This window comes from Lentzea nigeriaca (genome assembly GCF_016907955.1).
In the GTDB taxonomy this organism is placed as follows: Bacteria; Actinomycetota; Actinomycetes; order Mycobacteriales; family Pseudonocardiaceae; genus Lentzea; species Lentzea nigeriaca.
The window spans coordinates 1-23,116 of sequence record NZ_JAFBCX010000005.1; the positions used below are offsets into that span (position 1 = coordinate 1).

Sequence of the window (23,116 nt, forward strand, 5' to 3'; positions counted from 1 at the left end):
GCAACGGAGTTCTCTGCAGAGCAACGATCTTGGTCGACGCTGTTCTAGCAGGAACTCCGTTGCCTGTTTCAGCCGGCCTTGACAGCCAGCCCACGTCGCTAACTACACGGCATTGCGGCTAGAACTTGATGGTGACCGGGAAGGGCTGCTCGATCTCCAGGACGCCGTCCACGCTCCGCGCGATCTCGACGTACTCCTTGTCCTGAAGTTCGAGCAAGGTCGCCTCGGTGACCTCCGGTTCGGGATCGACCATCAGGTAGTACTTCACGCCTGCCTCGGCGTACAGCTCGCGCTTCAGGCCCATGTCGTTCCGCCGCGTGGCCTTCGAGAGCACCTCGCCGACGAGGACCACGTTCGAGACCGGAAACATGACGCCCGCTTCTCGCGGCCTGACGACCGTGAAGTCCGGGATCAGGAGACGGCCGCTGGCCAGTAGGACGTTCAGTTCGACCGTTGCTTCGAGCTCATCCGGGCAGGCGATCGCCATGGCCTTGAACGCCCGTCCCACCAACTGCTGATGGGCGTAGGACCCCAGCGGACTCACGAGCAGCATCCCGTCGACGAGTTCGACGCGTTGACTGTTGTCCTCCGGCAAGGACAGGACGTCGTCGAGCGTCCACGGGCCCGCGTGCCTCGGCAGCAGGTAAGCGGCTGGTGCCGCTTCAGCTGGAGCCGCCACAGGGCATCACCTCCGAAAGCCGCCCGGCCAGTACCAGTGTGGCACGCCGGGCGGACAGCCGGCTTGTGCATGGCGCCACGATCGCAGGTCAGACCGACATCAAACCCGATTTTTGAACCCAATAGACACAACTTCACTCGATCAGGTGTTCGAGGCTGCGTAATCCCATTGGAGGGCCTCCAAGACAAAACCGCCCGGCCCAAAAACGACCGAGCGGTTCCACGAAGAAAATCTCAAACAGCAGCCGCAGCCGACCGCACACCCTGAGCCAGGTCAGCAGCCAACGCCCGCACAGCCGAATCCCCTTCGGCCACAGCGGACACGAACGCCGACCCCACGATCACACCGTCCGCGAACCCGGCGATCTCCGCGGCCTGCGCCCCTGACCGCACCCCGAGCCCGACCCCGACCGGAATCGAGGTGTGCTCCCGAACCCTGGCAACGAGCTCAGGCGCCGAAGACGACACCACGTCCCGGGCACCGGTAACACCCATGACCGCGGTCGCGTACAGGAACCCGGAAGAGGCGCGCGCGGTCATCGCGATGCGCTCCGACGTCGACGACGGCGCCACCAGGAAGACCCGGTCCAGCCCGTGCGACTCGGAAGCCGCCATCCAGTCGTCGGCCTCGTCCGGCACCAGGTCCGGCGTGATGAGCCCCAGGCCACCGGCAGCCGCGAGGTCACGTGCGAACGCGTCCACACCGTACTTCAGCACCGGATTCCAGTACGTCATCACGACCGCACGCCCACCGGCGTCGGCCACCGCCGACACCACGTCGAACACGTCCCGCACGCGGAAACCGGCGGACAACGCCTGCTCGGCCGCGGCCTGGATGGTCGGGCCGTCCATCACGGGGTCGGAGTACGGCAGGCCGACCTCGATCAGGTCGCAGCCCGCCTCGACCATCGACCGCAGGTACGCCTTGGAACCGGAAACCGTGGGGAACCCGGCAGGCAGGTAGCCGACCAGGGCGGCACGTGATTCGGCGCGCGCCGTGGCGAAAACGTCAGACACCAACGACATCAGGCCTGTCCCCCATCAGCGAGGCCGAAGTACTTCACGGCCGTGTCCATGTCCTTGTCGCCGCGGCCGGAGAGGTTCACGACCAGCAGGCCGTCCGGGCCGAGCGACGGGCCGAGCTTCAGCGCGCCCGCGAGGGCGTGGGAGGACTCGATCGCCGGAATGATGCCCTCGGTCCGCGACAGGAGCGCGAACGCCTCCATGGCCTCGGCGTCGGTGACCGGGAAGTACTCGGCGCGACCGATGTCCTTCAGGTGCGAGTGCTCGGGGCCGACGCCGGGGTAGTCGAGACCCGCGGAGATCGAGTGCGCCTCGGTGATCTGGCCGTCCTCGTCCTGCATCACGTACGACATCGCGCCGTGCAACGAACCCGGCGTGCCCGCGGTGAGCGTCGCGCCGTGACTGCCGGTCTCCACCCCGGCACCGCCGGGCTCGACGCCGACCAGGCGGACGTCGGGATCGTCGATGAAGCCGTGGAAGATGCCGATCGCGTTGGAACCGCCGCCGACGCACGCCACGACGGCGTCGGGGAGGCGGCCCGCCTTCTCCAGGATCTGCCCGCGCGCCTCGATGCCGATGATCCGGTGGAAGTCGCGGACCAGCAGCGGGAACGGGTGCGGGCCCGCGGCCGTGCCGAGCAGGTAGTGCGTGTCGTCGACGTTGGTGACCCAGTCGCGCAACGCCTCGTTGATCGCGTCCTTCAACGTCCGCGAGCCGGACTTCACCGGGATGACCTCGGCGCCCAGCAGGCGCATGCGGGCGACGTTCAGCGCCTGCCGCTCGGTGTCGACCTCGCCCATGTAGACGACGCAGTCGAGGCCCAGCAGCGCGCAGGCCGTCGCCGTCGCGACGCCGTGCTGGCCTGCTCCCGTCTCGGCGATCACGCGCTTCTTGCCCATGCGCTTGGTGAGCAGCGCCTGGCCGAGCACGTTGTTGATCTTGTGTGAACCGGTGTGGTTGAGGTCCTCGCGCTTGAGGAACACGCGCGTCCCGGCGTGCTCCGCGAACTTCGGCGCCTCCGTCAGCAACGACGGGCGGCCCGCGAAGTCCTTCAGCAGACGCTGGAACTCGTTCACGAAGTCGGGGTCGACGCGTGCCTTGTCGTACTCGGTGGCCAGCTCGTCCACCGCCGCGATCAGGGCCTCCGGGACGAACCGGCCACCCCACGGGCCGAAATGGCCACGTGCGTCGGGATCGTGCGGCGTGGGCGAGAACTGGCCCATCGGATAGCTCCTCTAGCGCTGTTATCGACTTGGGCGCGGACAGGCGGGATGCGAGCCGGCTGTCACGAGCTTGTTCACGGCGGCCTTGGGGTCGCCGCTGGTCACGAGGCTTTCGCCGACGAGCACCGCGTCAGCGCCCGCCCCCGCGTACGCCATCAGGTCGCCAGGCCCGGTCACACCAGACTCGGCGATCTTGATCGTCTCGAAGGGTAGTCCGGGAGCGATCCTGCCGAAAACGTCTTTGTCGACCTCCAACGTGTGGAGGTTGCGCGCGTTCACGCCGATGACCGCGGCACCGGCCTCCAGGGCGCGGTCGGCTTCTTCCGCGGTGTGCACCTCGACGAGCGCCGTCATCCCGAGGGATTCGACCCGGTCGAGCAGCGACACCAGCGCGTTCTGCTCCAGTGCCGCCACGATCAGCAGAACCAGGTCGGCGCCGTGCATGCGCGCCTCGTGCACCTGGTACGGCGAGACGATGAAGTCCTTGCGCAGCAACGGGATCTTCACCGCCCTGCGTACGGCGTCGAAGTCGGCGAGCGACCCGCCGAACCGGCGCTGTTCGGTCAGCACGCTGATGACCGACGCGCCACCCGCCTCGTAGGCGGAGGCGAGCTCGGCCGGCTCAGGGATCTCCGCCAGCGCGCCCTTCGAGGGGCTGCGGCGCTTGACCTCGGCGATGACACCCACGTTCGGCCCGCGCAGCACTGACATCACGTCGAGCGGCGGGGCTGCCTTGGCCGCGCGCTCCTTGACAACGTCGAAGGACAACTGAGCCTCGCGAGCGGCGAGATCCTCACGCACACCTTCGAGGATCGACTCGAGAACCGTCACAGTCTTGCTCCCCTTCCCGCTATGGGGATGCTAACCCCGGCGGAGTAACGCCCCAGCCACCGGGGTTCGGTGTCGATGCAGCTAGCCGTGGTTGTGCACGTGTCACATGCACGAATGCAGATGAATGATCTTCACTCGTTCGATGAAGGCCCGCCGGGCGCCTTATCGTCGGTCGGATCATCCCCCCGCTCCAGTGCGCGCCACATGTCCGTCTCCGGATCCCGCGTGCGGGTCTTCTGCCCGCCCACACCGATCTTCGGCATCCGGGCCCCGAGTGCTACCTGAAGCACGCCGGAGCCCGCCACGAGCACGCCACCGGCGATCGCGAGCCAATGACCGTTGAACGCCGCCGCGACACCGACGACGACCAGCAACCCACCGAGGACCCGGCGCGCCAGGCCGCTGAGCGCCACCACCGCGGCGACAGAGGCGAGGCTCAGCAGAGCCAGCGGCACGGAACCCGCGCCCCAGAAGGCACCCGCCCCGCCCACCAGCAGGAGCGCGGCGATCCACAGTGGACGGTTACCGGTCAACGGCAGGAGCCATCGTCTGCGCGGTGGCGACCGCGGCCAGCACCGCGCCCGCTTTGTTCAGGCACTCGTTGTCCTCCGCCAGCGGGTCGGAGTCCGCGACGATGCCGCCACCGGCCTGCACGTACGCCACCCCACCGCGCACGAGAGCGGTGCGGATGGCGATGGCGGTGTCCGCGTCCCCTGCGAAGTCGAAATAGCCCACAACGCCGCCGTAGAGGCCACGACGGGTCGGTTCCAGCTCCTCGATGAGCTCCATCGCACGCGGCTTGGGCGCACCGGACAGCGTGCCGGCCGGGAAGCAGGCCGCCACGGCGTCGTAGGCCGTCTTGCCCTCGGCCAGCTCACCGGTCACGGTCGACACGATGTGCATGACGTGGCTGTACCGCTCGACCTTGAAGAAGTCGACGACGTGCACCGAACCCGGCTTGCAGACGCGGCCCAGGTCGTTGCGGCCGAGGTCGACGAGCATCAGGTGCTCGGCGCGCTCCTTGTGGTCGGCGAGGAGGTCCTTCTCCAGCAGGGCGTCCTCCTCCGGGTCCTCACTGCGCCAGCGGGTACCCGCGATCGGGTGTGTGGTCGCCTTGCCGTCACGCACCGTGACCAGCGACTCGGGGCTGGAGCCCACGATGTCGAAGCCCTCGAGGCGCAGCAGGTACATGTACGGGCTCGGGTTGGTCGCGCGCAGCACCCGGTAGATGTCGAGCGCGTCGGCGTCCGTCTCGATCTCGAACCGCTGCGACACCACGACCTGGAACGCCTCGCCCGCGCGGATGGCCTCCTTGGCCTTCTCGACGGCCGCGAAGTGCTCGGCCTGCGAACGACGGCGCCGGAACTCGGGCTTCGGCCGCGAGAACACGGCGGCGGTCGGCGGCGCTGGCGTGTGCAGCTGCGTCGTCATCTCGTCGAGGCGGCGCACCGCATCGTCGTACGCCTCGTCGACGCGCTCGGGCGAGTCGTCCCAGTTGATCGCGTTCGCGATGAGCGTGACGGTGCCCTCGTGGTGGTCGAGCGCGGCCATGTCGGTCGCGAGCAGCATGACCAGCTCGGGGATCTTCAGGTCGTCCTCCGCGATGACCGGCAGCCGCTCCAGCCGCCGCACCGCGTCGTAGCCGATGTAGCCGACCATGCCGCCGGTCAGCGGGGGCAGCCCCGGCAACGGGTCGGTGCGCAGCACCTCGACGGTCTCGCGCAGTGCCTGCAGCGGGTCGCCGCCGTCGGGCAGGCCGACAGGCCGCGTGCCCGTCCAGTACGCCTCGCCACCGGTCGCCGTGAGCGCCGCGGACGACCGCACGCCGATGAACGACCATCGCGACCACGAACGGCCGTTCTCGGCCGACTCGAAGAGGAACGTGCCGGGCCGGTCGGCCGCGAGCTTGCGGTACAGACCGACAGGGGTCTCCGCGTCCGCCAGCAGCCTGCGCACCACCGGGATGACCCGGCGGTTGACCGCAAGCTCGCGGAACTCCTCACGCGTTGGGCTCACGGCCCCCAGACCAACGGCGGCCACAGCCCCGATGACGCTCACCATGCCGACAATTGTTGCATAAATTCAACATCTGTTGAACTATGACCCGTGTGGAGCAAGTCAACCAGAAACGGCGCGGCCGCCGCGCCGCGGGCGAGGACACCAGGGCAGCGCTGATCGCGGCGGCGCGGGAAGTGTTCGTCGAGAAGGGCTACGACGGCGCGACGGTCCGCGCGATCGCCGCCAAGGCCGGCGTCGACGCCGCCATGGTCAACCACTGGTTCGGCGGCAAGGAGGGCCTGTTCGCCCAGGCCGTGCTGCAGCTCCCGTTCGACCCGGCCGAGATCCTCAAACGCCTGGTCGACGGCCCGGTCGAGCAGGCGGGCGAGCGCATCATCCGCAACTTCGTGACCATCTGGGACGCGACCGGCGGCGGCACGTTCGCCGCGCTGATCCGCAGCGTCACGAGCCAGCAGGAAGTGGCGAACGCGCTGAAGTCGTTCTTCGTCAACGCGATCTTCAAGAACCTGCTGACGGAGATCGGGGCGGAACAACGGGAGCTGAGGGCGACCCTGTGCGCGACCCAGATGGTGGGACTCGGCATCGTCCGGTACGTCGTCCACTTCGAACCGCTGGCGTCGGTCGACGTCGACACCGTGGTCAAGGCGATCGCGCCGAACATGCAGCGCTACCTGACCGGCGACCTGGACTAGGAGAGCGTCGCGGCTTGGTTGTGTGGTCCGCGATCTTGAGTTGGTTGTAGTTGCGAGCCGAGGCAAACGTTTGCTGATCACGCCACCTACCGCCGACTCACGATCACATCGCCGACACGCCGCGCGACACGCGGACGACCGGCCCATAACAAAGGTTAGAGGCGACGGTCTACTAGGTGTCCGCGAGCAGGACCGTGGCGTCGAAGCACGTGCGGTCACCGGTGTGGCACGCGGCGCCCACCTGGTCGACGACCAGCAGCAGCGTGTCGCCGTCGCAGTCGAGCCGGACCTCGTGGACGTACTGGGTGTGGCCGGACGTCTCGCCCTTCACCCACAGCTGCTGACGGCTGCGCGAGTAGTAGGTGGCACGGCGTGTGGTCAGCGTGCGGTGCAACGCCTCGTCGTCCATCCACGCCACCATGAGCACCTCGCCGGTGCCGCGCTGCTGGGCGACCGCGCACACCAGGCCGTCCGGGGTGCGCTTGAGCTTGGCCGACAAAGCCGGATCGAGCGGGCTGCTCAACGGGGTCCTCCCAGGTGTTCGCGAGCGGGTCCGGTGTTGAGCAGGACCACTCCGTAGATGTGCACAGCGGACAGCACGCCGGATGCGACGCGGGCCCACACCGGTCCGTCGGCCAGCACGATCACCAGATGCAGCAGCGCGACGAGGATGAACAGCACCATCGCCGGGTAGTGCGCGAACCGCAGGCGCAACAACAACGCCGCCGCCACGGGCAGTTCGAGCAGCGCGACGAACGACGGCAGCTTCAGCACGTTCGCGTCGCCCGTCGAGCGCCACAGCACGAGGCCCACCACGAAGAACACCAGCGCCCCGCCGAACGCGACCGTCGAGGCCACCCGCACCTCGACCGGTGTCATCGCACCACGACGCCGGCCGCGCGCAGGCCGTCCTTGACCTCACCGATGCGCAGCTGTCCGAAGTGGAACACGCTGGCCGCCAGCACCGCGTCCGCACCGGCGGCGACGGCGGGCGGGAAGTGGTCGACCGCGCCGGCGCCACCGCTCGCGATCAGCGGCACGTCGACCTCGCGCCGCACCAGCTCGATCAGTTCGAGGTCGAACCCCGCCTTGGTGCCGTCGGCGTCCATCGAGTTCAGCAGGATCTCGCCGACGCCCAGCTCCTGCCCCTGCACGGCCCACGCCACGGCGTCGATGCCGGTGCCGTTGCGCCCGCCGTGCGTGGTGACCTCGAAGCCGGTGCCGCCCGGCACGCGCCTGGCGTCGACCGACAGCACGATGCACTGTGCGCCGTAGCGTTCCGAGCACTCGCGCAGCAGCTCCGGCCGGACGATCGCCGCGGTGTTGAGGCTGACCTTGTCCGCGCCCGCGCGCAGCAGCTTGTTCACGTCATCGGGGCTGCGCACGCCGCCACCGACCGTGAGCGGGATGAACACCTGCTCGGCCGTCCGCCGGACCACGTCGTACGTCGTTTCGCGGTCGCCGCTCGACGCCGTCACGTCGAGGAACGTCAGCTCGTCCGCGCCCTCGGCGTCGTACGCCCTGGCAAGCTCCACAGGGTCGCCCGCGTCGACGAGGTTGGTGAAGTTGACGCCCTTCACCACCCGGCCCCGGTCGACATCGAGGCACGGGATGACGCGAACAGCCACTGACATGCGCGAAAGCCTACAAGGGACACTTCTGGGACTACGCTGGGACACCATGATCACCGAGCTGGGCCGCGGCGACTACCTGCTGCTGACGACGTTCCGCAAGGACGGCACCCCGGTGCCCACGCCGGTCTGGGTCGCGCCCGGCCCGAGCGACGACATCATCTACGCCTGGAGCGCCAAGGAGACCGGCAAGGTCAAGCGGATCCGGCGCAGCGGGGACGTGGAGATCGGCGCGTGCGACTTCCGCGGCAACCCCAAGGGCGAGTCGGTGAAGGCCCGCGCGAGGCTGCTCGACGACAACGCCAGCGACGACGTCCGTGCGCGGATCGTGAAGAAATACGGCTTCATGGGCTGGCTGACGATGACGGGCAGCAAGCTGCGCCGCGGCCGGACGGGCACCGTCGGCATCGAGATCACCCCGGCGTCAACCTGAGGTTGACCCGCACAACCGCGTCAACCTAGAGTTGACGCGTGATCCAGTTGACCGACCTCATCGTCACGGTCGCTCAAGAAGCCGATGACCCCCTCCTGCGCCTCGCGAAGGCCGTGGAGATGAGCAGCCGGCTGAACGAGCTCGGCGACCACCTCATCGGTCACTTCGTCGACGAGGCGCGGCGCGGCGGCGCCAGCTGGGCGGAGATCGGCGAGAGCCTCGGCGTCACGAAGCAGGCCGCGCAGAAGCGGTTCGTGCCCAAGGAGTCACCGGAGCTGTCCAAGCCGTCGATGGAGCGCTACACCCAGCGGTCGCGGCGGGTCGTCGCGCTCGCGAGGCACCACGCGAGGTTCAGCGAACGCATCGGCACCGAGCACCTGTTGCTGGGGTTGCTCGACGAGTCGGGCGGGCTCGCCGCCAAGACCATCGCGAAGCTGGAGTCGGGTGAGGGCAGCACGCGCATCGCCGTGCTCCACCGGCTCGACGCCGAGGCGAGGCAACGCCCGGAGAAGCAGCCGTACACGACGCACTGCAAGAAGTCGCTCGAACTGGCCGTCCGCGAGGCGCTGCGGATGGGTCACATGTTCATCGGCACCGAGCACATCCTGCTCGGCGTGTTGCTCGAAGAAGAAGGGACCGCGGCCGGCGTGCTGCACTCCACCGGAGTCACGCACGCGGCCGCGGCCGCTCACATCGAGAGTGTCGTCAACGGACCGCAGCGAGTGCTTCCGGGAGCGTGAAAGCACCGGCGTACAAGGCTTTGCCGACGATCGAACCTTCCACGCCGTCACGCTCGAGCTTCGACAGCGCCACCAGGTCGTCCACAGTGGACACGCCACCGGACGCGATGACCGGGGCGTCGGTGCGGGCGCAGACCTCGGCCAGCAGCTCCAGGTTCGGGCCCGTCAGCGTGCCGTCCTTCGACACGTCGGTGACGACGTAACGCGCGCAGCCGTCGCGGTCGAGCCGCTCGAGGACCTCCCAGAGGTCGCCGCCGTCCGAGGTCCAGCCGCGGCCCTTGACCCGGTGGCCCTGCTCGGTGATGCGGACGTCGAGACCCACGGCGATCTTCTCGCCGTACGCCGCGATGACCTTCGCGCACCACTCCGGGTTCTCCAGCGCGGCCGTGCCCAGGCTCACGCGGGCGCATCCGGTGGCCAGCGCGGCCTCCAGCGAGGCGTCGTCGCGGATGCCGCCGGACAGCTCCACCTTGACGTCGAGCTCGCCGACGACGCGGGCCAGCAGCTCGCGGTTCGAGCCGCGGCCGAACGCCGCGTCGAGGTCGACGAGATGGATCCACTCCGCGCCGTCGCGCTGCCACTGCAACGCCGCGTCCAGCGGTTCGCCGTAGTTCGTCTCGGTACCGGCTTCGCCCTGCACGAGCCTGACGGCCTTGCCATCGGCCACGTCAACAGCGGGGAGGAGTGTGAACGTCACCCGCCCAGCCTAGCGTCCCCCAGCACGAGCGCTGCCACGCGCTCCTGGGCGTCGGTCGCTCGGGGGAACGTCGAGGGAACCGGGGTGCCGGGGCCCGTCGCGGCAGGTCCGACGCCGGTCCACGGCCCGAAGACCATCATCCCCACGAACCGCGGATGCTGCTTCACCAACGACAGGTACATGTACTGGGTGCGTTCAAGATCCGCGTCGGTCCTGTCGGCGCACCACGACTGCGGCGCCGCCTCCGGGAACACGAAGAGCCCCTTGCCGGCACGCGCTCCTCGAGCTTCTTCATGCGCTCCTCGGCCTTGCCGTAGCCGAGGCAGTACTCGTCGAAGCCGACCCAGTCGACGTCGGCGGGCACGGAGAAGCTGTCGTCGATCTTGGGGCCCCGCCTCGACGAGCATGACCTTCTTGGTGCCGAAGGTCTTCTTGATCTGCTTGGCCGAGAACTCGACGTCGGCGAAGCGCGCGCCGTGGTGGAACGGCTCGTCCTGCTCCCCAGCACGCTCCGTGACCGGCTGACACCGAGGTGCACAGCGGGGTCAGCGGCTCGCAGCACCTGCCAGTCGAGCTTGGCGCGGATCGACCCGTCCCCGAAGAGCGCGTGGAACTCCCCGATGTCGATCGGGCCCTCGGATCACAGGGACTTCAACCAGTTCTCCAGCAGGTGCGCCCCGGCATCACCGGACTTCTCGGGGTGGAACTGGGTCGCCCACAACGGCCCGTTCTCCACGGCGGCGACGAACTCGTCACCGGCGTGGTCGGCCCATGTGACGAGCGGCGGCTTGATGTGGTCGGCGGGTTCCAGCTCCCACTTGCGCACGCCGTAGGAGTGCACGAAGTAGAAGCGGGTGTCCTTGTCGAGGCCCGCGAAGAGCTGCGAGCCCTCCGGCGCGCGGACCGTGTTCCAGCCCATGTGCGGCACGATCGGCGCTTCGAGCCGCTCGACGGTGCCCGGCCACTCGCCGCAGCCCTCGGTCAGCACGCCGTGTTCGATGCCGCGCTCGAACAGGATCTGCATGCCCACGCAGATGCCGAGCACCGGGCGGCCACCGGCGAGGCGCTCGCCGATGATGCGGGCGCCGCGCACCGAGTTGAGGCCCTCCATGCACGCGGCGTAGGCGCCGACGCCGGGTACGACCAAGCCGTCGGCGTCGCGCGCGGCCTTCGGGTCCGCCGTCACCTCGACATGGGCGCCGACCCGCTGGAGCGCGCGCTCCGCCGAGCGCAGGTTGCCGGAGCCATAGTCAAGTACGACGACACGTGCCACAACGTCCAGATTAGTCGGTCGGAGCCGCACCCTGCGTCACCGGTATGACCGGCAACACCGTGTTGATCGGCTTCGTGCGCACGAGCTGGCGCCTCAGCACGACCAGGACGGCGGCCAGCGACACCACAAGGACGGCACCGACGCCGTAGTAGACGGCCGGCGGGATTCTGAACAGGACGGTGACCAACGCCGTCAGCACCATCAACGGCAGGAACGCCGCCAACGGCCACATCTGCGCGCGTGGCGGCTCCAGCGGCTGCAGCACGCCGTCCGCGCGGCCCTGTTCGGTGAGTTCCGCGACCTGCGCGACCTCCGGCAGGCCCGCCGCACGGAAGAAGTCCGGGATCGCACGTTCGGCGTTGTGGAAGTCACGGATGCGTTCGAGCGGTGCCTTGCGACTCGCCTTCGGGTACAGCGCGGTGAGCTTGTCGATGGCCTCGAGCTGCCACTTCTCCTTCTCCCGCAGGTCGACGAGGCCCGCGGTCGAGCGGTCGAGGAGCCTGCCGATCGGACCCGACTGCTTGGCCTCGGCCGACAGCGCCAGGACGGCCTCGCGCGAGCCCCACATCGAGGCGCGACCGATCGTCGTGGTGAAGAGGTAGAGGAGAGCGGCGGCGTCGTTCCACACGGCCAGCGCGGCCCCGCCCGCGATCTTGCGCACCCGGTTCGCCATGTAGGCGGCCTCGCTGAGCTTGGTGGCCGGCGGAGGCAACAGCACCGTGCCGGACTGCACCGGGACGAGCGCCGCGGGGCCCACGTTGCCGCCGTGCATGGCCTGCTGCAGCTCGGCGGCGTTCAACGGGGTCCAGATCAGCATTCTCACGCGCAACATCATTCCTGGTCCGTCGCCTGGCAGGAGGGCAGACATGCCAGAAGTTCACGTTCGTGCCGTGACCGCCGAGCCGGCGGTCACGGCACGACGTCACCTAAACGGCGCGGGAAGGCGCGCCGGTCCAGTCATCCCCCATGACTGCGAACATGTTTCTTCACCCCCTGAAGAAACTCCGCACAGCACTCCCCAGCCCGACCACGTCGAGATCGTGCGCGGCGTCGTGATCCTCGGCCGTGCCGTAGTTGCGGAGTTCTGCGTGTCGTTTGACACCCGCATAACGAACGCGGTGCGGGATTTGTTGCAGTGCCTCGGAAACCAGATGAGCTGAAGTTCCCTCGAGGTACGGCTCCACCACCATGACGTCGGCGTGATCCGTCTCCTGCACCGCCTTGCGCAGTCCGTCCGAGTCGAACGGTCGGACCGTGGCCGCGTAAAGCACCGTGACATCGGCGTTTTCCGAGTCGACCGCCTTCAGCACACGGTCGAGCATCGGCCCGACGGCCAGCACCACACCACGCTTTCCGTGACGCAGCGCGGTGAACCCCTCACCCACCGGATACGCCTGCGCGTTCTCGTGCAGCGAAAGCCTGACGTAGACCCGGTTGTCGTCCTTGAGGGCCTGCCGGAGCAGAGGCGTGACCTCGTCCGGGTGTCCAGGAACGTGCACGGTCCAGCCGGGCAACGTGTCGAACAAAGCGACGTCGCCCGGCGACTGGTGCGTGCGCCCCCACGCCGGGTCGTCATAGGACGCGCCGATGCTCACGAACACCGCGCCCACGTCCTGATGGCCGATGTCGAGCTTGATCTGCTCGTACGGCCGTTCAACGAGAAACGGCGCGTAGCTGTGCACGACCGGCCGCAGCCCGGCCAACGCCAGACCGCCCGCCACGCCGACCATGGTCTGCTCACGGATTCCGACGTCCACTACGCGTTCGCGGTCCTGCGGGAAGTTGCTGGCGGAGATCACCGCGGTGACCACGGCGATCCGCGGGTCGTTCTCCAGCTCCTCGTTGACCGTGTTGATGAAGGCTTCGCGCATCGTCGTCATCAGTAGCTCTTCTCGATCTTGGCGACCACCGCGTACGGGCGGTCGTGCGGCGCCGTCAGTGCGGTGAAGATCGCCTCGTGGTCGCGGCCGTCGACCTCGGCCGTCTGCCAGCCCTCGACGGCGAACCGGCCGGCGATGCCGCCCGGCCAGCCGTACATGGAGTTCTGGTTGTCGATCACGATCGCGGTGAGGTTCGCGACGTTCAGCCGTGCCGCCACGGCGATGGCCTCGTGGTTGCTGCCCTCGTCCAGCTCACCGTCGCCGACCAGCACGAACGTCCGTCCAGCGCTCCCCGCGATCCGCTGCCCGAGCGCCGTGCCCACCGCGATCGGCAGACCGTGACCGAGCGAGCCGCTGCTGATCTCGACGCCGTTGACGAGCGCGCGGTCGGGGTGCAGGCCGAGCGGGCTGTCCCACGACGTCCAATCGTCCAAAGTGGATTCACTGATGAACCCCTTCTCGGCCAGCACCGCGTAGTAGGCCATCGGCCCGTGCCCCTTGGAGAGCAGGAACCGGTCGCGGTCCGGGTCGTCGACGGTGGCCGGCGTGACGTCGAGGACGCGGTCGTAGAGGACCCAGAGCACGTCGATCGTGGATGCTGCAGCCCACTCGTGCTTCTCGTCCCCGGTCATCCTCGCGAAGAGCTCTGGTATCCGTTGCATGCCACCAACTGTTCAACCTCGACCATGCTGGAGGTCAAGCGGCTATCCTGATCTAGTGAGCAAGTTGCCGGAAATGCTGACCATCGGCCAGGTCGCGGAACGCAGCGGCGTTCCCCACACCGCCCTGCGCTTCTACGAGGACAGGGGCCTCATCGCCTCCGTCCGCACCGCGGGAAACCAGCGCCGCTACCAGCGCTCGGTGCTGCGCCGGCTGGCCTTCATCCGCACCGCGCAACGCGTGGGCCTGAGCCTCGAGGACGTCCGCGACGCCCTCGCCCAGCTCCCCGACAACCGCACGCCCACGAAGTCCGACTGGGAACGACTCTCCCGTGCGTGGAAGACCGAGCTCGACGCCCGCATCGACGCCCTGTTCCGGCTGCGCGACCGGCTGACCGGGTGCATCGGCTGCGGCTGCCTGTCGTTGCGCAGCTGCGCGTTGCAGAACATCGACGACGAGCAGGCCTCGCACGGACCGGGCGCGCCGAAGCTCAAGCCGGTGCTGGAGGGCGGCACGCTCTAGCCCAGGAACTCCCGCAGCGCGGCCAGGTATCCGTCGGGATCGTCGACGTGCAGCATGTGTCCCGCCTCCTCCAGCACGACGGCGCGGGCCTGCGGGATCAGCGCCAGCGTGGGCTCGACCAGGCTGACCGGGAACGTCATGTCCTGCCCGCCGTGCAGCAGGAGCACCGGGAGACCGAGCTCGGCGATCCGCTGTGCCGCATCGGGCAGCCGCGGCGAGACCAGGGTTCCGGCCAGGAACGGCCGGGCGTACTCGGCACCGAACCGGACCTCCTCGAGCCGCCGCAGGTAGCCGGGCACCGCCTCGGGACGCCGGACGTTGGCGGCGACGGCCGCGAACGCGTCGGCTCGCACGCACTCCTCCGGCGTCAGGTCGTGGCGCTGCCACGGATCTTCCTGGCGGGCCAGGATCTCGTCACGCTCCGTCCAGCCCGCGAACGCGTACGGCGGCACCGGCAGGACGCTGCTGCCGGACACGATCAGGCTGCGCACGCGGGACGGGTGGGTCAGGGCGAACCGCTGCGCGACCATGCCGCCGTACGAGTGGCCGAGCACGTCCGCGCGCTCGACGCCGAACTCGTCCAGCACACGCACCAGGTCACGCATCATGCCGTCGGGGTGGTACTCCTCCTCCGGCACGCGGCCCGACCGCCCGCAGCCGCGCAGGTCCGGCATCAGCAGGCGGCAGTCGAGGCGCTCCAGCGGGTCGCGCAGGTAGCTGTGGTCCCAGTCGGGGCCGCCGTGGATCGCGAGCAGTGTCCGATCGTCCGATCCCTCCTGCCAGGCCACGAAGATCTCCGGCTCTCCCGCCACCATCCGTTCACGCAACACGTTCCCCCCGAAGTTTCAGCACACACCAGAGCAGCAGCGCCAGCGCGACGCCGCTGAACACGACATCCCCCACCTCGGTGCCGCCCAGCTCGGGCTTCACCGGGAACGAGCACCACGCGTAGGTCAGCACGGCACCGGCGGCCAGCGCGAACCGGTGCCGCCGATCCCATCCCGCCCGCCGCGACCAGCGCGTCACCAGCACGATTCCGAGCGCCACGACCACGCACCAGATCGCCACGCCCACCCACTCGAACCAGTCGGCGCCGATCAGCGTGACCGAACCCCAGTACGCGCTGGTCGCCACCAGCGACGCCAGGCCGACCACCAGCGGCGGCGGCGCGGCACCGGGCAGCTCGCCTGCCACCCGGACCCGGAGCGCGAGCACGATCAGCAGCACGATGGCCGCGCCCGCGTACGCGAACTGCCACCACCGCGCCAGGAAGTGCTCCTCGGAGTAGTTGCCGAGGAACACGAACGCCGACCCGGCCAGGAACAGCAGGCCGAAGAAGATCAGCCCGCGCGTCCGCAGCCACGGGCCCCGCCGGGACAACGTCTCGACCAGCGCGATCGGGACGCAGATGCTCCAGATCGTGTGCAGCGCAAGGATCGACTGCACGGCCTCGACGCTCGTGCCCAGCAACGGCACGAAGGAAGGGCCGGTCAGGTAGTCGTGGCCCGCGTAGGAGTGGTTCCAGATCAGCTGGTCGACCGGGCCCTCCTCGATCAGCGCGTAGGCCGCTGCCAGCAGGAACATCGACGGCCACCCGCCCGCGCGCCTGCCCAGTTCGCGGACCAGCACGGCGCCGCCGCCGTAGAGCGGTGCGAGCAGCAGCCCGAGGCCCATGCCCGTGATCGGGACGTTGCCCAGCAGGAACTCACCGACGAACGGCGCGAGGAAGAACAACCCCAGTACCGGCCACACAGGACCCATCGAACCGCAAAAGAGGTGGACGCGCTGTGCTTTGCTGAAGGCCATGGAAGAAGACAGAATGATCCGCCTTTCCAAGCGGATGTCCAAGGCGCTGCGGCACAAACCCGACCGCGTGGGCCTCACCCTCGACCCGTCCGGCTGGGTGCCGGTCGAGGACCTTCTGAACGCCCTCGGCGTCACCGAGGACGACCTGCGCGAGGTCGTGGCGCGCAACGACAAGCAGCGCTTCACGATCGACGGCGACCGCATCCGGGCCAACCAGGGGCACAGCGTCGAGGTGGACCTCGGGCTGCCGACGGCGACGCCGCCGGACACGTTGTTCCACGGCACGGTCGCGCAGTTCCTCGACGACATCATGCGCGATGGTCTGCGCCCGATGTCGCGTCACGACGTGCACCTCTCCCCCGACCGCGAGACCGCGCGACGGGTCGGCGCGCGCCGCGGCCGACCGGTGATCCTAACGGTCGACGCCAAGGCGATGAGCGCCGCCGGTCACGAGTTCCGGCTCAGCGCCAACGGTGTCTGGCTGACCGCGCACGTTCCCGCCCGGTACCTGACGACGCCGTGAAAGAGATCGTCGAGCACGGCTACGACGCGATCGCGCGGACCTACCTCACGTGGTCGGCGCGGATCGCCGACGACCCGCGACTGCACTACCTCGAGCAGTTCGACAGCCGCCTCGCCACCGGCGCGAAGGTCCTCGAACTCGGCTGTGGCGCGGGCATCCCCGTCACGCGGACGCTCGCCGAACGCCACGACGTGCTCGGCATCGACCTGTCACAGCGACAACTCGACCTCGCGAGCGCCAACGTACCCGGCGCGCGGTTCGAGAAGGCCGACATGACCGCCCTCGACTTCCCGGACGGCACGTTCGACGGCATCGCCGCGTTCTACTCGATCCTGCACGTCCCGCGCGCCGAGCAGCCCGAGCTCATCGCGAAGATCGCGCGCTGGCTCAAGCCCGGCGGCCTGTTCCTGGCCTCGCTCGGCACCGGCACCCCGGACGTGACCGAGACCTGGCTCGGCGTCGAGATGTTCTTCGGCAGCAACACCCCGGAAGAGAACCGGGCCCTGCTCGCGCGGTACATGGAGATCGTCGTCGACGACCTCGTGACCATGCACGAGCCGGACCCGGCCACGTTCCACTGGGTGCTCACACGAGCCAGAGAACCGCGCCACCCACCGCGAGCAGGAGCAGCACCGACAGGATGATCGCCATGAACTTGGCGGTCTTCCACGTCGAGTAGACGCCACCGGCCAGGAAGCCCGCGAGGGCCAGCAGGCCGATGACGACGACCTCCTTCGGCATCAGAGCACGCCCTTGGTCGACGGGATGCCGCCGACGCGCGGGTCCGGCTCCACGGCCGCACGCAGGGCGCGCGCGATCGCCTTGTACTCGGCCTCGGCGATGTGGTGCGGGTCGCGGCCGTACTCCACGCGCACGTGCAGCGCGATCTGCGCGTGGAAGGCGAGCGACTCGAACACGTGCCGGTTCAGCACGAACGGGTAGTTCCCGCCGATCACGAACGAGTTGAACTGCTCCGGCTCACCGCGGTGCACGGTGTACGGGCGGCCCGAGACGTCCACCGCCGCGTGCGCGAGGGTCTCGTCCATCGGGATCCAGCAGTCGCCGAAGCGGCGGATGCCCTTCTTGTCCCCCAACGCTTCCCGCAACGCCTGGCCCAGCACGATCGCGATGTCCTCGACCGAGTGGTGGGCGTCGATCTCGACGTCACCGGTGGCGCGGACGATCAGGTCGAAGCAGCCGTGCACGCCGAACGCGGTCAGCATGTGGTCGTAGAACGGCACGCCGGTGCTGATCTCGACCTGACCGGTGCCGTCCAGGTCGATCTCCACGTAGACCGACGACTCCTTGGTGGTGCGTTCCACCTTGCCCACGCGACTCACCGGCTGACCTCCTTGCTGGCCGCGAGGAAAGCGTCGTTCTCCTCGGGCGTTCCGATGGTCACCCGCAGGTGACCCGCGATTCCGACGTCCCTGATGAGCACGCCGTGGTCCAAATAGGACTTCCAGGTCTCGCGCGCGTTCTCGAACCAGCCGAACAGCACGAAGTTCGCGTCCGACGGGACGACCTGGAAACCCATGTCCGTCAACGCGGCCACGACCCGGTCGCGCTCGGCGGCCAGCAGCGCGACCGAGCCCAGCGTCTCGGGCGCGTGCCGCAGCGACGCCCGCGCGGCCGCCTGCGTCAACGACGACAGGTGGTACGGCAGGCGCACCAGCTGCAGCGCGTCGACCACGGCGGGAGCGGCGGCGAGGTATCCGAGCCGCCCGCCGGCGAAGGCGAAGGCCTTCGACATCGTGCGCGAGACGATCAGCCGGGAGCCGTACTCGTCGAGCAGCTTGATCGCGCTCTCCTGCGACGAGAACTCCGCGTACGCCTCGTCCACCACGACCATGCCCGGCGACGAGGCGATCAGCAGCCTCAGGTCCTCCAGCGGGATCGACTGGCCAGTCGGGTTGTTCGGCGACGTCACGAACACGATGTCCGGCCGCGTCTCCGCGATGATCGTGGCGGCCTTCTCCACGTCCAGCGAGAAGTCCTCCCGCCGGGGCGTCGGCACCCACTCCGTGCGCGTGCCCGCCGCGATGATCGGGTGCATCGAGTACGACGGCTCGAAGCCCAGCGCCGTGCGGCCGGGACCGCCGAACGCCTGCATGATCTGCTGAAGGACCTCGTTCGACCCGTTGGCGGCCCAGACGTTCTCCGACGTCAGCGGCACCGACGTCGACTCGGCCAGGTACGCGGCCAGGTCCTCGCGCAACGCCACCGCGTCGCGGTCCGGGTACCGGTGCAGCTCACCCGCGATCTCCGCCACCGCCGCGACGACGTCAGCGGCGAGCGCATCGGTCGGCGCGTACGGGTTCTCGTTGGTGTTCAGGCGGTACGGCACGTCGAGCTGCGGCGCACCGTAGGGCGTGCGGCCGCGCAGATCCTCGCGCAGGGGCAGGTCCGACAGCTCCACCCGCGCGCCGACAACTGGCTTCATCGTGAGAACCTCGCTGTGACGGCCTGCCCGTGCGCGGGCAGGTCTTCTGCGTTGGCCAGCACGACGACCTTGTCCGCGACGTCGCGCAGTGCTTCCTCCGAGTAGTCGATCACGTGGATGCCGCGCAGGAACGTCTGCACGGACAGTCCGGACGAGTGCCGCGCGCAGCCACCCGTGGGCAGCACGTGGTTCGAGCCCGCGCAGTAGTCGCCGAGCGACACCGGCGAGTACGCGCCCACGAAGATCGCACCGGCGGACCGGATCCGCGCCGCCACCTCACGCGAGTCGCGCGTCTGGATCTCCAGGTGCTCGGCGGCGTAGGCGTTCACCACCCGGACACCTTCGTCCACAGAGGACACCAGCACGGTGCCCGACTGCTCACCGCTCAGCGCCGTGCGGATCCGCTCCACGTGCTTCGTGGCATGGATCTGGCGCTCCAGCTCGACGTCCACGGCGTCAGCGAGTTCCACGGAGTCGGTCACCAGCACCGAGGCCGCGAGCGGGTCGTGCTCGGCCTGGCTGATCATGTCCGCGGCCACGTGCACCGGGTCCGCGGTCGAGTCGGCGAGGATCGCGATCTCCGTCGGACCGGCCTCCGCGTCGATGCCGATCAGCCCGCGCAGCAACCGCTTCGCCGCCGCCACGTAGATGTTGCCGGGACCGGTGACGACGTCGACCGGAGCCAGCTCACCGCCATCGGTGTCCACGCCGCCGTACGCCATCAGCGCCTGCGCCTGCGCGCCGCCCACGGCCCACACCTCGTCGACGCCGAGCAGCGCGGCGGCGGCCAGGATCGCCGGGTGCGGCAGGCCACCGAACTCGGCCTGCGGCGGCGAGCACACCACCAGCGACTCGACACCGGCGATCTGCGCGGGCACGACGTTCATGACCACGGTCGACGGGTACATGGCGAGACCGCCCGGCGCGTAGAGACCGACGCGCGCGACCGGCACCCACTTCTCCGTGACCGTGCCGCCGGGCACGACCTGCGTCGTCGTGTCGGTGCGGCGCTGGTCGGCGTGCACGCGGCGGGTCCGCGCGATCACCTCTTCCAGCGCCTCGCGCACGGCCGGGTCCAACGACGACAAAGCAGACGAGATCTCCGAAGCGGGCACTCGGACAGAAGCGGGACGAACGCCGTCGAACTTCTCCGTGTACTCGAGAACGGCCTCGACGCCACGAGCCGCGACCGCGTCCACGATGGGACGCACCTGATGCAGCGCCGCGTCCACGTCCATCTCGGCGCGCGGCAGTGCGACGCGCAGCTGAGCGGGAGTCGTGGTGCGACCTCGCAGGTCGGTGCGGTTGAGCATGCCCTACAGGGTAGTTCCTGCAGAATTCTGTCAACGGTCAGCCCGCTAACGGCGCTACCTCAGCGAGTGACACCAGAGCCACGCTCGGTTGCGCACCACTCCGTCGAAAACCCCTGCTGATGATGGAGGATCCATGTTCAACAAGCGCCGCGGCCTCATCGCCGCTGTGCTCGGTCTCAGCCTGCCGCTGCTGGTGGGCACGAGCGCGCCCACCCAGGCCGCGGGCTCCGGCCGCACGGTCTACGAGATCACCGTGAAGAACGTCGAGCAGCTCAGGCAGGTCGTCTACACGGGCACCGACCTGATCAGCGAGACCACGAACGGTCCGGTGACCGTCATCGCCAGCGCCGGGGAGGCCCGCGCACTGCGGCGGACCGGCCTGCCGATGAAGTACATCGGTGACGCCGAGGCCGAGTTCGCGAAGCTCGGCAAGGTCGACTTCAAGGACCCTGTACCCGGCCAGGTCGGCACCCAGGACTTCCCGTCCGGCTACACCGGCTACCACAACTTCGCGGAGATGAAGGCCGAGCTCGACAAGACGGTCGCCAGCTACCCGAACCTCGCGAAGCTGTCCAGCATCGGCAAGTCGTACGAGGGCCGCGACCTGTGGATGCTGAAGATCAGCAACAACCCGGCGGTCGACCAGGCCAAGCCCGAGGTGATCGTCACGTGCAACCAGCACGCGCGTGAGCACCTGACCGTCGAGATGTGCCTGCACTTCATCCAGCGCCTCACGAGCAGCTACTCGTCGAACGCCTCCATCAAGGCGCTCGTCGACTCCCGCGAGATCTGGGTCATCCCCAGCGTCAACCCGGACGGCTCCGAGTACGACATCGCGACCGGCTCGTTCCGCGGCTGGCGCAAGAACCGCCAGGGCAGCGGCACCGACCTCAACCGCAACTGGGGCTACAAGTGGGGCTGCTGCGGCGGCTCGAGCGGCAGCACGTCGTCCGACACCTACCGGGGCACGGCGGCCTTCTCGGCACCGGAGACCGCCCGCATCCGCGACTTCGTGAACTCCCGCGTGGTCGGCGGCGTGCAGCAGATCAAGACGAACCTCGACTTCCACACGTTCTCCGAGCTGGTGCTGTGGCCGTTCGGCTGGACCCAGAACAACACCGCGCCCGGCCTGGACGCGAACGAGGAGCGGGCTTTCCGCACCCTCGGCCAGCAGATGGCCGCCACCAACGGCTACACGCCGGAGCAGTCGAGCGACCTCTACATCACCGACGGCACCATCGACGACTGGATGTGGGGCCAGTACAAGATCTGGTCCTACACCTTCGAGATGTACCCGAGCAGCGGTGGGCTGAACGGCTTCTACCCACGCGACAACGTGATCGCCGCGCAGACCTCCCGCAACGACCAGGCGACCGACCTGTTCCTGAAGTACTCGGACTGCGTGAAGCGGGTCATCGGACAGACCTGCTGATCCTGTCCTGCGCCTGATCGATCTCCACCGGAGTGGCGAGGTGGTGTGGAAACCCGCACCACCTCGTCCAGGCCTGGGGTCAGCAGCCCCGTTGTCCAGGGCGTGGCGCGACAGCGACCACGCTCACCGGTCACCGACGCCGCACTCCCAGGACAGGTCACCGAACACACCGGCTGATCCGCTCCAGCGCCTGATCGATCTCCTCGGGAGTGACGAAGTAGTGCGGGGAGGCCCGCACTACTTCGTCCAGGCCCCGCCTCGTCATGTCGATCATCGTCGACCCGCGCTGCGAGACCGTGACAGCCACGTTCCGGGCCCAGAGCCGGTCCTTCAGCTCCATCGCCGGCACCCTCTCCGACGTGAAGGTGACGATGCCCGACTGGCGTTCACCGAGGTCCTGCACGGTGATGCCGTCGATCGCCCGCAGACCCTCACGCATGCGCTTGGCGCGGTCGGCGACCTCCGCCTCGATCACGTCCAGCCCCTTGTCCAGGGCGTAGCGCGCGGCAGCGATCATCCCGAGCCGGTCGGCGACGCTGCACTCCCACAGCTCGAACACCCGAGCGTCGTCACGCAGGCGGTACTCCATCGGCCCGGTCCACACGCCGCTGTGCAGGTCCACCAGACGCGGGTGGAGCCTTTCCCGCACCTCGTCGCGCACGACCAGCGCCCCCGTACCGCGCGGTCCGCGCAGCCACTTACGACCTGTACACGCCAACATGTCGTAATCGAGGCCGCGCAGATCGAGCTGCCCTGTCGACTGACAGGCGTCGAGCAACACCAGCGCACCGACCTCGTGCGCCGCCGCGGTCACTTCATTCACGGGGTTGACCAAGCCGCCGTTCGTCGGGACGTGGACGAGCGAGATCAACTTGACCCGGTTGTCAAGGTTCAGAGCGTCGAGATCGACCTGTCCGTGGATGTCGGAAGGGATGACCTCGACGACCGCCCCGGTCTCCGCCGCACGGCGCAGAAGCGGGATCGCGTTGCCACCGTATTCGACCTCGGTGACAAGAATCCGGTCGCCGGCCTCCAGGGGCACCGCGTCGAGCGCCACCAAATAAGATCGAGTTGCACTGTCCGTGAAAGCAACCTCTGACGGGTGACACCCGAAGAACTCAGCGAGGACGCCGTAGCCCGCCTCCAGGTCATCGCGGCGTTCGGCGGCGGCGCGGTAGCCGCCGATCTCCGTTTCCCGCCTCAGATGCCCGATGACCTCGTCCACGACGGGGGCCGGCGGGATCGACGAACCGGCGCTGTCCAAGAAGATCAGATCGCTCACTCGCCCCACTGTGCC

At 68.9% G+C, this 23,116-nt stretch carries 29 protein-coding genes; 7 read left to right on the forward strand and 22 right to left on the reverse strand.

Going from position 1 to position 23,116, the window contains the following annotated elements:
• Positions 1-118: 118 nt before the first annotated feature.
• The 6 genes from JOD27_RS18005 to JOD27_RS18030 form a co-directional block, all read right to left on the reverse strand.
• Positions 119-679, reverse strand: a complete 561-nt coding sequence (locus tag JOD27_RS18005; RefSeq protein WP_204763397.1) for a Uma2 family endonuclease — start codon at positions 677-679, stop codon at positions 119-121.
• 233 nt (positions 680-912) lie between these two features.
• Positions 913-1,704, reverse strand: a complete 792-nt coding sequence (gene trpA / locus JOD27_RS18010) for a tryptophan synthase subunit alpha (RefSeq protein WP_204763398.1) — start codon at positions 1,702-1,704, stop codon at positions 913-915.
• A complete protein-coding gene (gene trpB / locus JOD27_RS18015; RefSeq protein ID WP_204763399.1) occupies positions 1,704-2,924 on the reverse strand; it encodes a tryptophan synthase subunit beta in 1,221 nt (406 codons plus the stop codon). The genes trpA and trpB overlap by 1 nt, the downstream gene beginning before the upstream one ends.
• Before the next feature lie 21 nt (positions 2,925-2,945).
• Positions 2,946-3,755, reverse strand: a complete 810-nt coding sequence (gene trpC, locus JOD27_RS18020; protein WP_204763400.1) for an indole-3-glycerol phosphate synthase TrpC — start codon at positions 3,753-3,755, stop codon at positions 2,946-2,948.
• Between the two features lie 131 nt (positions 3,756-3,886).
• The gene (locus tag JOD27_RS18025; RefSeq protein ID WP_239567633.1) at positions 3,887-4,288 is read right to left on the reverse strand and encodes a Trp biosynthesis-associated membrane protein; all 402 of its coding nucleotides are present in this window, start codon (positions 4,286-4,288) and stop codon (positions 3,887-3,889) included.
• On the reverse strand, positions 4,278-5,816 hold the full coding sequence (locus tag JOD27_RS18030; protein ID WP_204763401.1) for an anthranilate synthase component I: 1,539 nt from the start codon (positions 5,814-5,816) through the stop codon (positions 4,278-4,280). Before JOD27_RS18030 ends, JOD27_RS18025 begins: the two co-directional genes overlap by 11 nt.
• 38 nt (positions 5,817-5,854) lie before the next feature.
• On the opposite strand from JOD27_RS18030, the gene JOD27_RS18035 reads away from it, so the two are divergent.
• Positions 5,855-6,466 (forward strand): TetR/AcrR family transcriptional regulator, encoded by a 612-nt coding sequence (locus tag JOD27_RS18035; protein ID WP_204763402.1) that lies wholly within the window; start codon positions 5,855-5,857, stop codon positions 6,464-6,466.
• Positions 6,467-6,638: 172 nt separating this feature from the next.
• Here JOD27_RS18035 and hisI read toward each other — a convergent pair whose 3' ends face one another.
• From hisI to hisF, 3 genes are read right to left on the reverse strand one after another with little or no spacing between them, the layout of a single operon-like run.
• Complete coding sequence (hisI, locus tag JOD27_RS18040) at positions 6,639-6,989, reverse strand: phosphoribosyl-AMP cyclohydrolase (protein WP_204763403.1); 351 nt, start codon at positions 6,987-6,989, stop codon at positions 6,639-6,641.
• Positions 6,986-7,345, reverse strand: coding sequence for a hypothetical protein (locus JOD27_RS18045; protein WP_204763404.1), 360 nt, complete (start codon positions 7,343-7,345; stop codon positions 6,986-6,988). Before JOD27_RS18045 ends, hisI begins: the two co-directional genes overlap by 4 nt.
• Positions 7,342-8,100 carry an imidazole glycerol phosphate synthase subunit HisF gene (gene hisF / locus JOD27_RS18050; RefSeq protein WP_204763405.1) on the reverse strand — a complete coding sequence of 253 codons (759 nt, stop codon included), beginning with the start codon at positions 8,098-8,100 and terminating at the stop codon, positions 7,342-7,344. Before hisF ends, JOD27_RS18045 begins: the two co-directional genes overlap by 4 nt.
• A gap of 46 nt (positions 8,101-8,146) precedes the next feature.
• Here hisF and JOD27_RS18055 point away from each other — a divergent pair, with 46 nt between their 5' ends.
• Entirely contained in the window at positions 8,147-8,530 is a 384-nt protein-coding gene (locus tag JOD27_RS18055; protein WP_204763406.1) for a PPOX class F420-dependent oxidoreductase, read from the forward strand.
• A 38-nt stretch (positions 8,531-8,568) separates the two neighbouring features.
• Entirely contained in the window at positions 8,569-9,270 is a 702-nt protein-coding gene (locus JOD27_RS18060) for a Clp protease N-terminal domain-containing protein (protein ID WP_307830190.1), read from the forward strand.
• Here JOD27_RS18060 and priA read toward each other — a convergent pair.
• The 6 genes from priA to JOD27_RS18090 all read right to left on the reverse strand — a co-directional run bounded on the left by priA (position 9,236) and on the right by JOD27_RS18090 (position 13,782).
• Positions 9,236-9,967, reverse strand: coding sequence for a bifunctional 1-(5-phosphoribosyl)-5-((5-phosphoribosylamino)methylideneamino)imidazole-4-carboxamide isomerase/phosphoribosylanthranilate isomerase PriA (priA, locus tag JOD27_RS18065; protein ID WP_204763407.1), 732 nt, complete (start codon positions 9,965-9,967; stop codon positions 9,236-9,238). The two genes, JOD27_RS18060 and priA, sit on opposite strands and share 35 nt — an antisense overlap.
• Positions 9,964-10,221, reverse strand: coding sequence for a hypothetical protein (locus JOD27_RS18070; RefSeq protein ID WP_204763408.1), 258 nt, complete (start codon positions 10,219-10,221; stop codon positions 9,964-9,966). Before JOD27_RS18070 ends, priA begins: the two co-directional genes overlap by 4 nt.
• Before the next feature lie 386 nt (positions 10,222-10,607).
• Complete coding sequence (gene hisH, locus JOD27_RS18075; RefSeq protein WP_204763409.1) at positions 10,608-11,240, reverse strand: imidazole glycerol phosphate synthase subunit HisH; 633 nt, start codon at positions 11,238-11,240, stop codon at positions 10,608-10,610.
• A 10-nt stretch (positions 11,241-11,250) separates the two neighbouring features.
• Positions 11,251-12,063: a hypothetical protein gene (locus tag JOD27_RS18080; RefSeq protein ID WP_204763410.1), complete on the reverse strand. Its 813-nt coding sequence runs from the start codon at positions 12,061-12,063 to the stop codon at positions 11,251-11,253.
• A gap of 163 nt (positions 12,064-12,226) precedes the next feature.
• On the reverse strand, positions 12,227-13,120 hold the full coding sequence (locus tag JOD27_RS18085) for a transketolase family protein (RefSeq protein ID WP_204763411.1): 894 nt from the start codon (positions 13,118-13,120) through the stop codon (positions 12,227-12,229).
• Complete coding sequence (locus JOD27_RS18090; RefSeq protein ID WP_239567635.1) at positions 13,120-13,782, reverse strand: thiamine pyrophosphate-binding protein; 663 nt, start codon at positions 13,780-13,782, stop codon at positions 13,120-13,122. Before JOD27_RS18090 ends, JOD27_RS18085 begins: the two co-directional genes overlap by 1 nt.
• A gap of 73 nt (positions 13,783-13,855) precedes the next feature.
• Between JOD27_RS18090 and soxR the strand changes: the two genes are divergently transcribed.
• Positions 13,856-14,302 carry a redox-sensitive transcriptional activator SoxR gene (gene soxR, locus JOD27_RS18095; RefSeq protein WP_204763978.1) on the forward strand — a complete coding sequence of 149 codons (447 nt, stop codon included), beginning with the start codon at positions 13,856-13,858 and terminating at the stop codon, positions 14,300-14,302.
• Here soxR and JOD27_RS18100 read toward each other — a convergent pair.
• Together JOD27_RS18100 and JOD27_RS18105 are read right to left on the reverse strand one after the other, a co-directional pair.
• A complete protein-coding gene (locus JOD27_RS18100) occupies positions 14,299-15,129 on the reverse strand; it encodes an alpha/beta fold hydrolase (protein WP_204763412.1) in 831 nt (276 codons plus the stop codon). The genes soxR and JOD27_RS18100 overlap by 4 nt on opposite strands.
• Positions 15,122-16,054: a hypothetical protein gene (locus JOD27_RS18105; RefSeq protein WP_204763413.1), complete on the reverse strand. Its 933-nt coding sequence runs from the start codon at positions 16,052-16,054 to the stop codon at positions 15,122-15,124. The genes JOD27_RS18100 and JOD27_RS18105 overlap by 8 nt, the downstream gene beginning before the upstream one ends.
• 52 nt (positions 16,055-16,106) lie before the next feature.
• On the opposite strand from JOD27_RS18105, the gene JOD27_RS18110 reads away from it, so the two are divergent.
• Together JOD27_RS18110 and JOD27_RS18115 are read left to right on the forward strand one after the other, a co-directional pair.
• Positions 16,107-16,631, forward strand: a complete 525-nt coding sequence (locus tag JOD27_RS18110; protein ID WP_204763414.1) for an RNA 2'-phosphotransferase — start codon at positions 16,107-16,109, stop codon at positions 16,629-16,631.
• A complete protein-coding gene (locus tag JOD27_RS18115) occupies positions 16,628-17,275 on the forward strand; it encodes a class I SAM-dependent methyltransferase (protein ID WP_204763415.1) in 648 nt (215 codons plus the stop codon). Before JOD27_RS18110 ends, JOD27_RS18115 begins: the two co-directional genes overlap by 4 nt.
• Here the strand turns inward: JOD27_RS18115 and JOD27_RS18120 are convergent.
• From JOD27_RS18120 to hisD, 4 genes are read right to left on the reverse strand one after another with little or no spacing between them, the layout of a single operon-like run.
• On the reverse strand, positions 17,217-17,372 hold the full coding sequence (locus JOD27_RS18120) for a CG2302 family histidine operon protein (protein WP_204763416.1): 156 nt from the start codon (positions 17,370-17,372) through the stop codon (positions 17,217-17,219). The genes JOD27_RS18115 and JOD27_RS18120 overlap by 59 nt on opposite strands.
• Positions 17,372-17,971: an imidazoleglycerol-phosphate dehydratase HisB gene (hisB, locus tag JOD27_RS18125; RefSeq protein ID WP_112273084.1), complete on the reverse strand. Its 600-nt coding sequence runs from the start codon at positions 17,969-17,971 to the stop codon at positions 17,372-17,374. The genes JOD27_RS18120 and hisB overlap by 1 nt, the downstream gene beginning before the upstream one ends.
• Entirely contained in the window at positions 17,968-19,074 is a 1,107-nt protein-coding gene (locus JOD27_RS18130) for a histidinol-phosphate transaminase (RefSeq protein WP_204763417.1), read from the reverse strand. Before JOD27_RS18130 ends, hisB begins: the two co-directional genes overlap by 4 nt.
• Positions 19,071-20,387 carry a histidinol dehydrogenase gene (gene hisD / locus JOD27_RS18135; RefSeq protein ID WP_204763418.1) on the reverse strand — a complete coding sequence of 439 codons (1,317 nt, stop codon included), beginning with the start codon at positions 20,385-20,387 and terminating at the stop codon, positions 19,071-19,073. Before hisD ends, JOD27_RS18130 begins: the two co-directional genes overlap by 4 nt.
• A gap of 133 nt (positions 20,388-20,520) precedes the next feature.
• Here hisD and JOD27_RS18140 point away from each other — a divergent pair, with 133 nt between their 5' ends.
• On the forward strand, positions 20,521-21,819 hold the full coding sequence (locus tag JOD27_RS18140; protein WP_204763419.1) for a M14 family metallopeptidase: 1,299 nt from the start codon (positions 20,521-20,523) through the stop codon (positions 21,817-21,819).
• A 157-nt stretch (positions 21,820-21,976) separates the two neighbouring features.
• On the opposite strand, the gene JOD27_RS18145 is transcribed toward JOD27_RS18140, so the two are convergent.
• Entirely contained in the window at positions 21,977-23,101 is a 1,125-nt protein-coding gene (locus JOD27_RS18145; protein ID WP_307830192.1) for an aminotransferase class V-fold PLP-dependent enzyme, read from the reverse strand.
• Between the last annotated feature and the right edge of the window lie 15 nt (positions 23,102-23,116).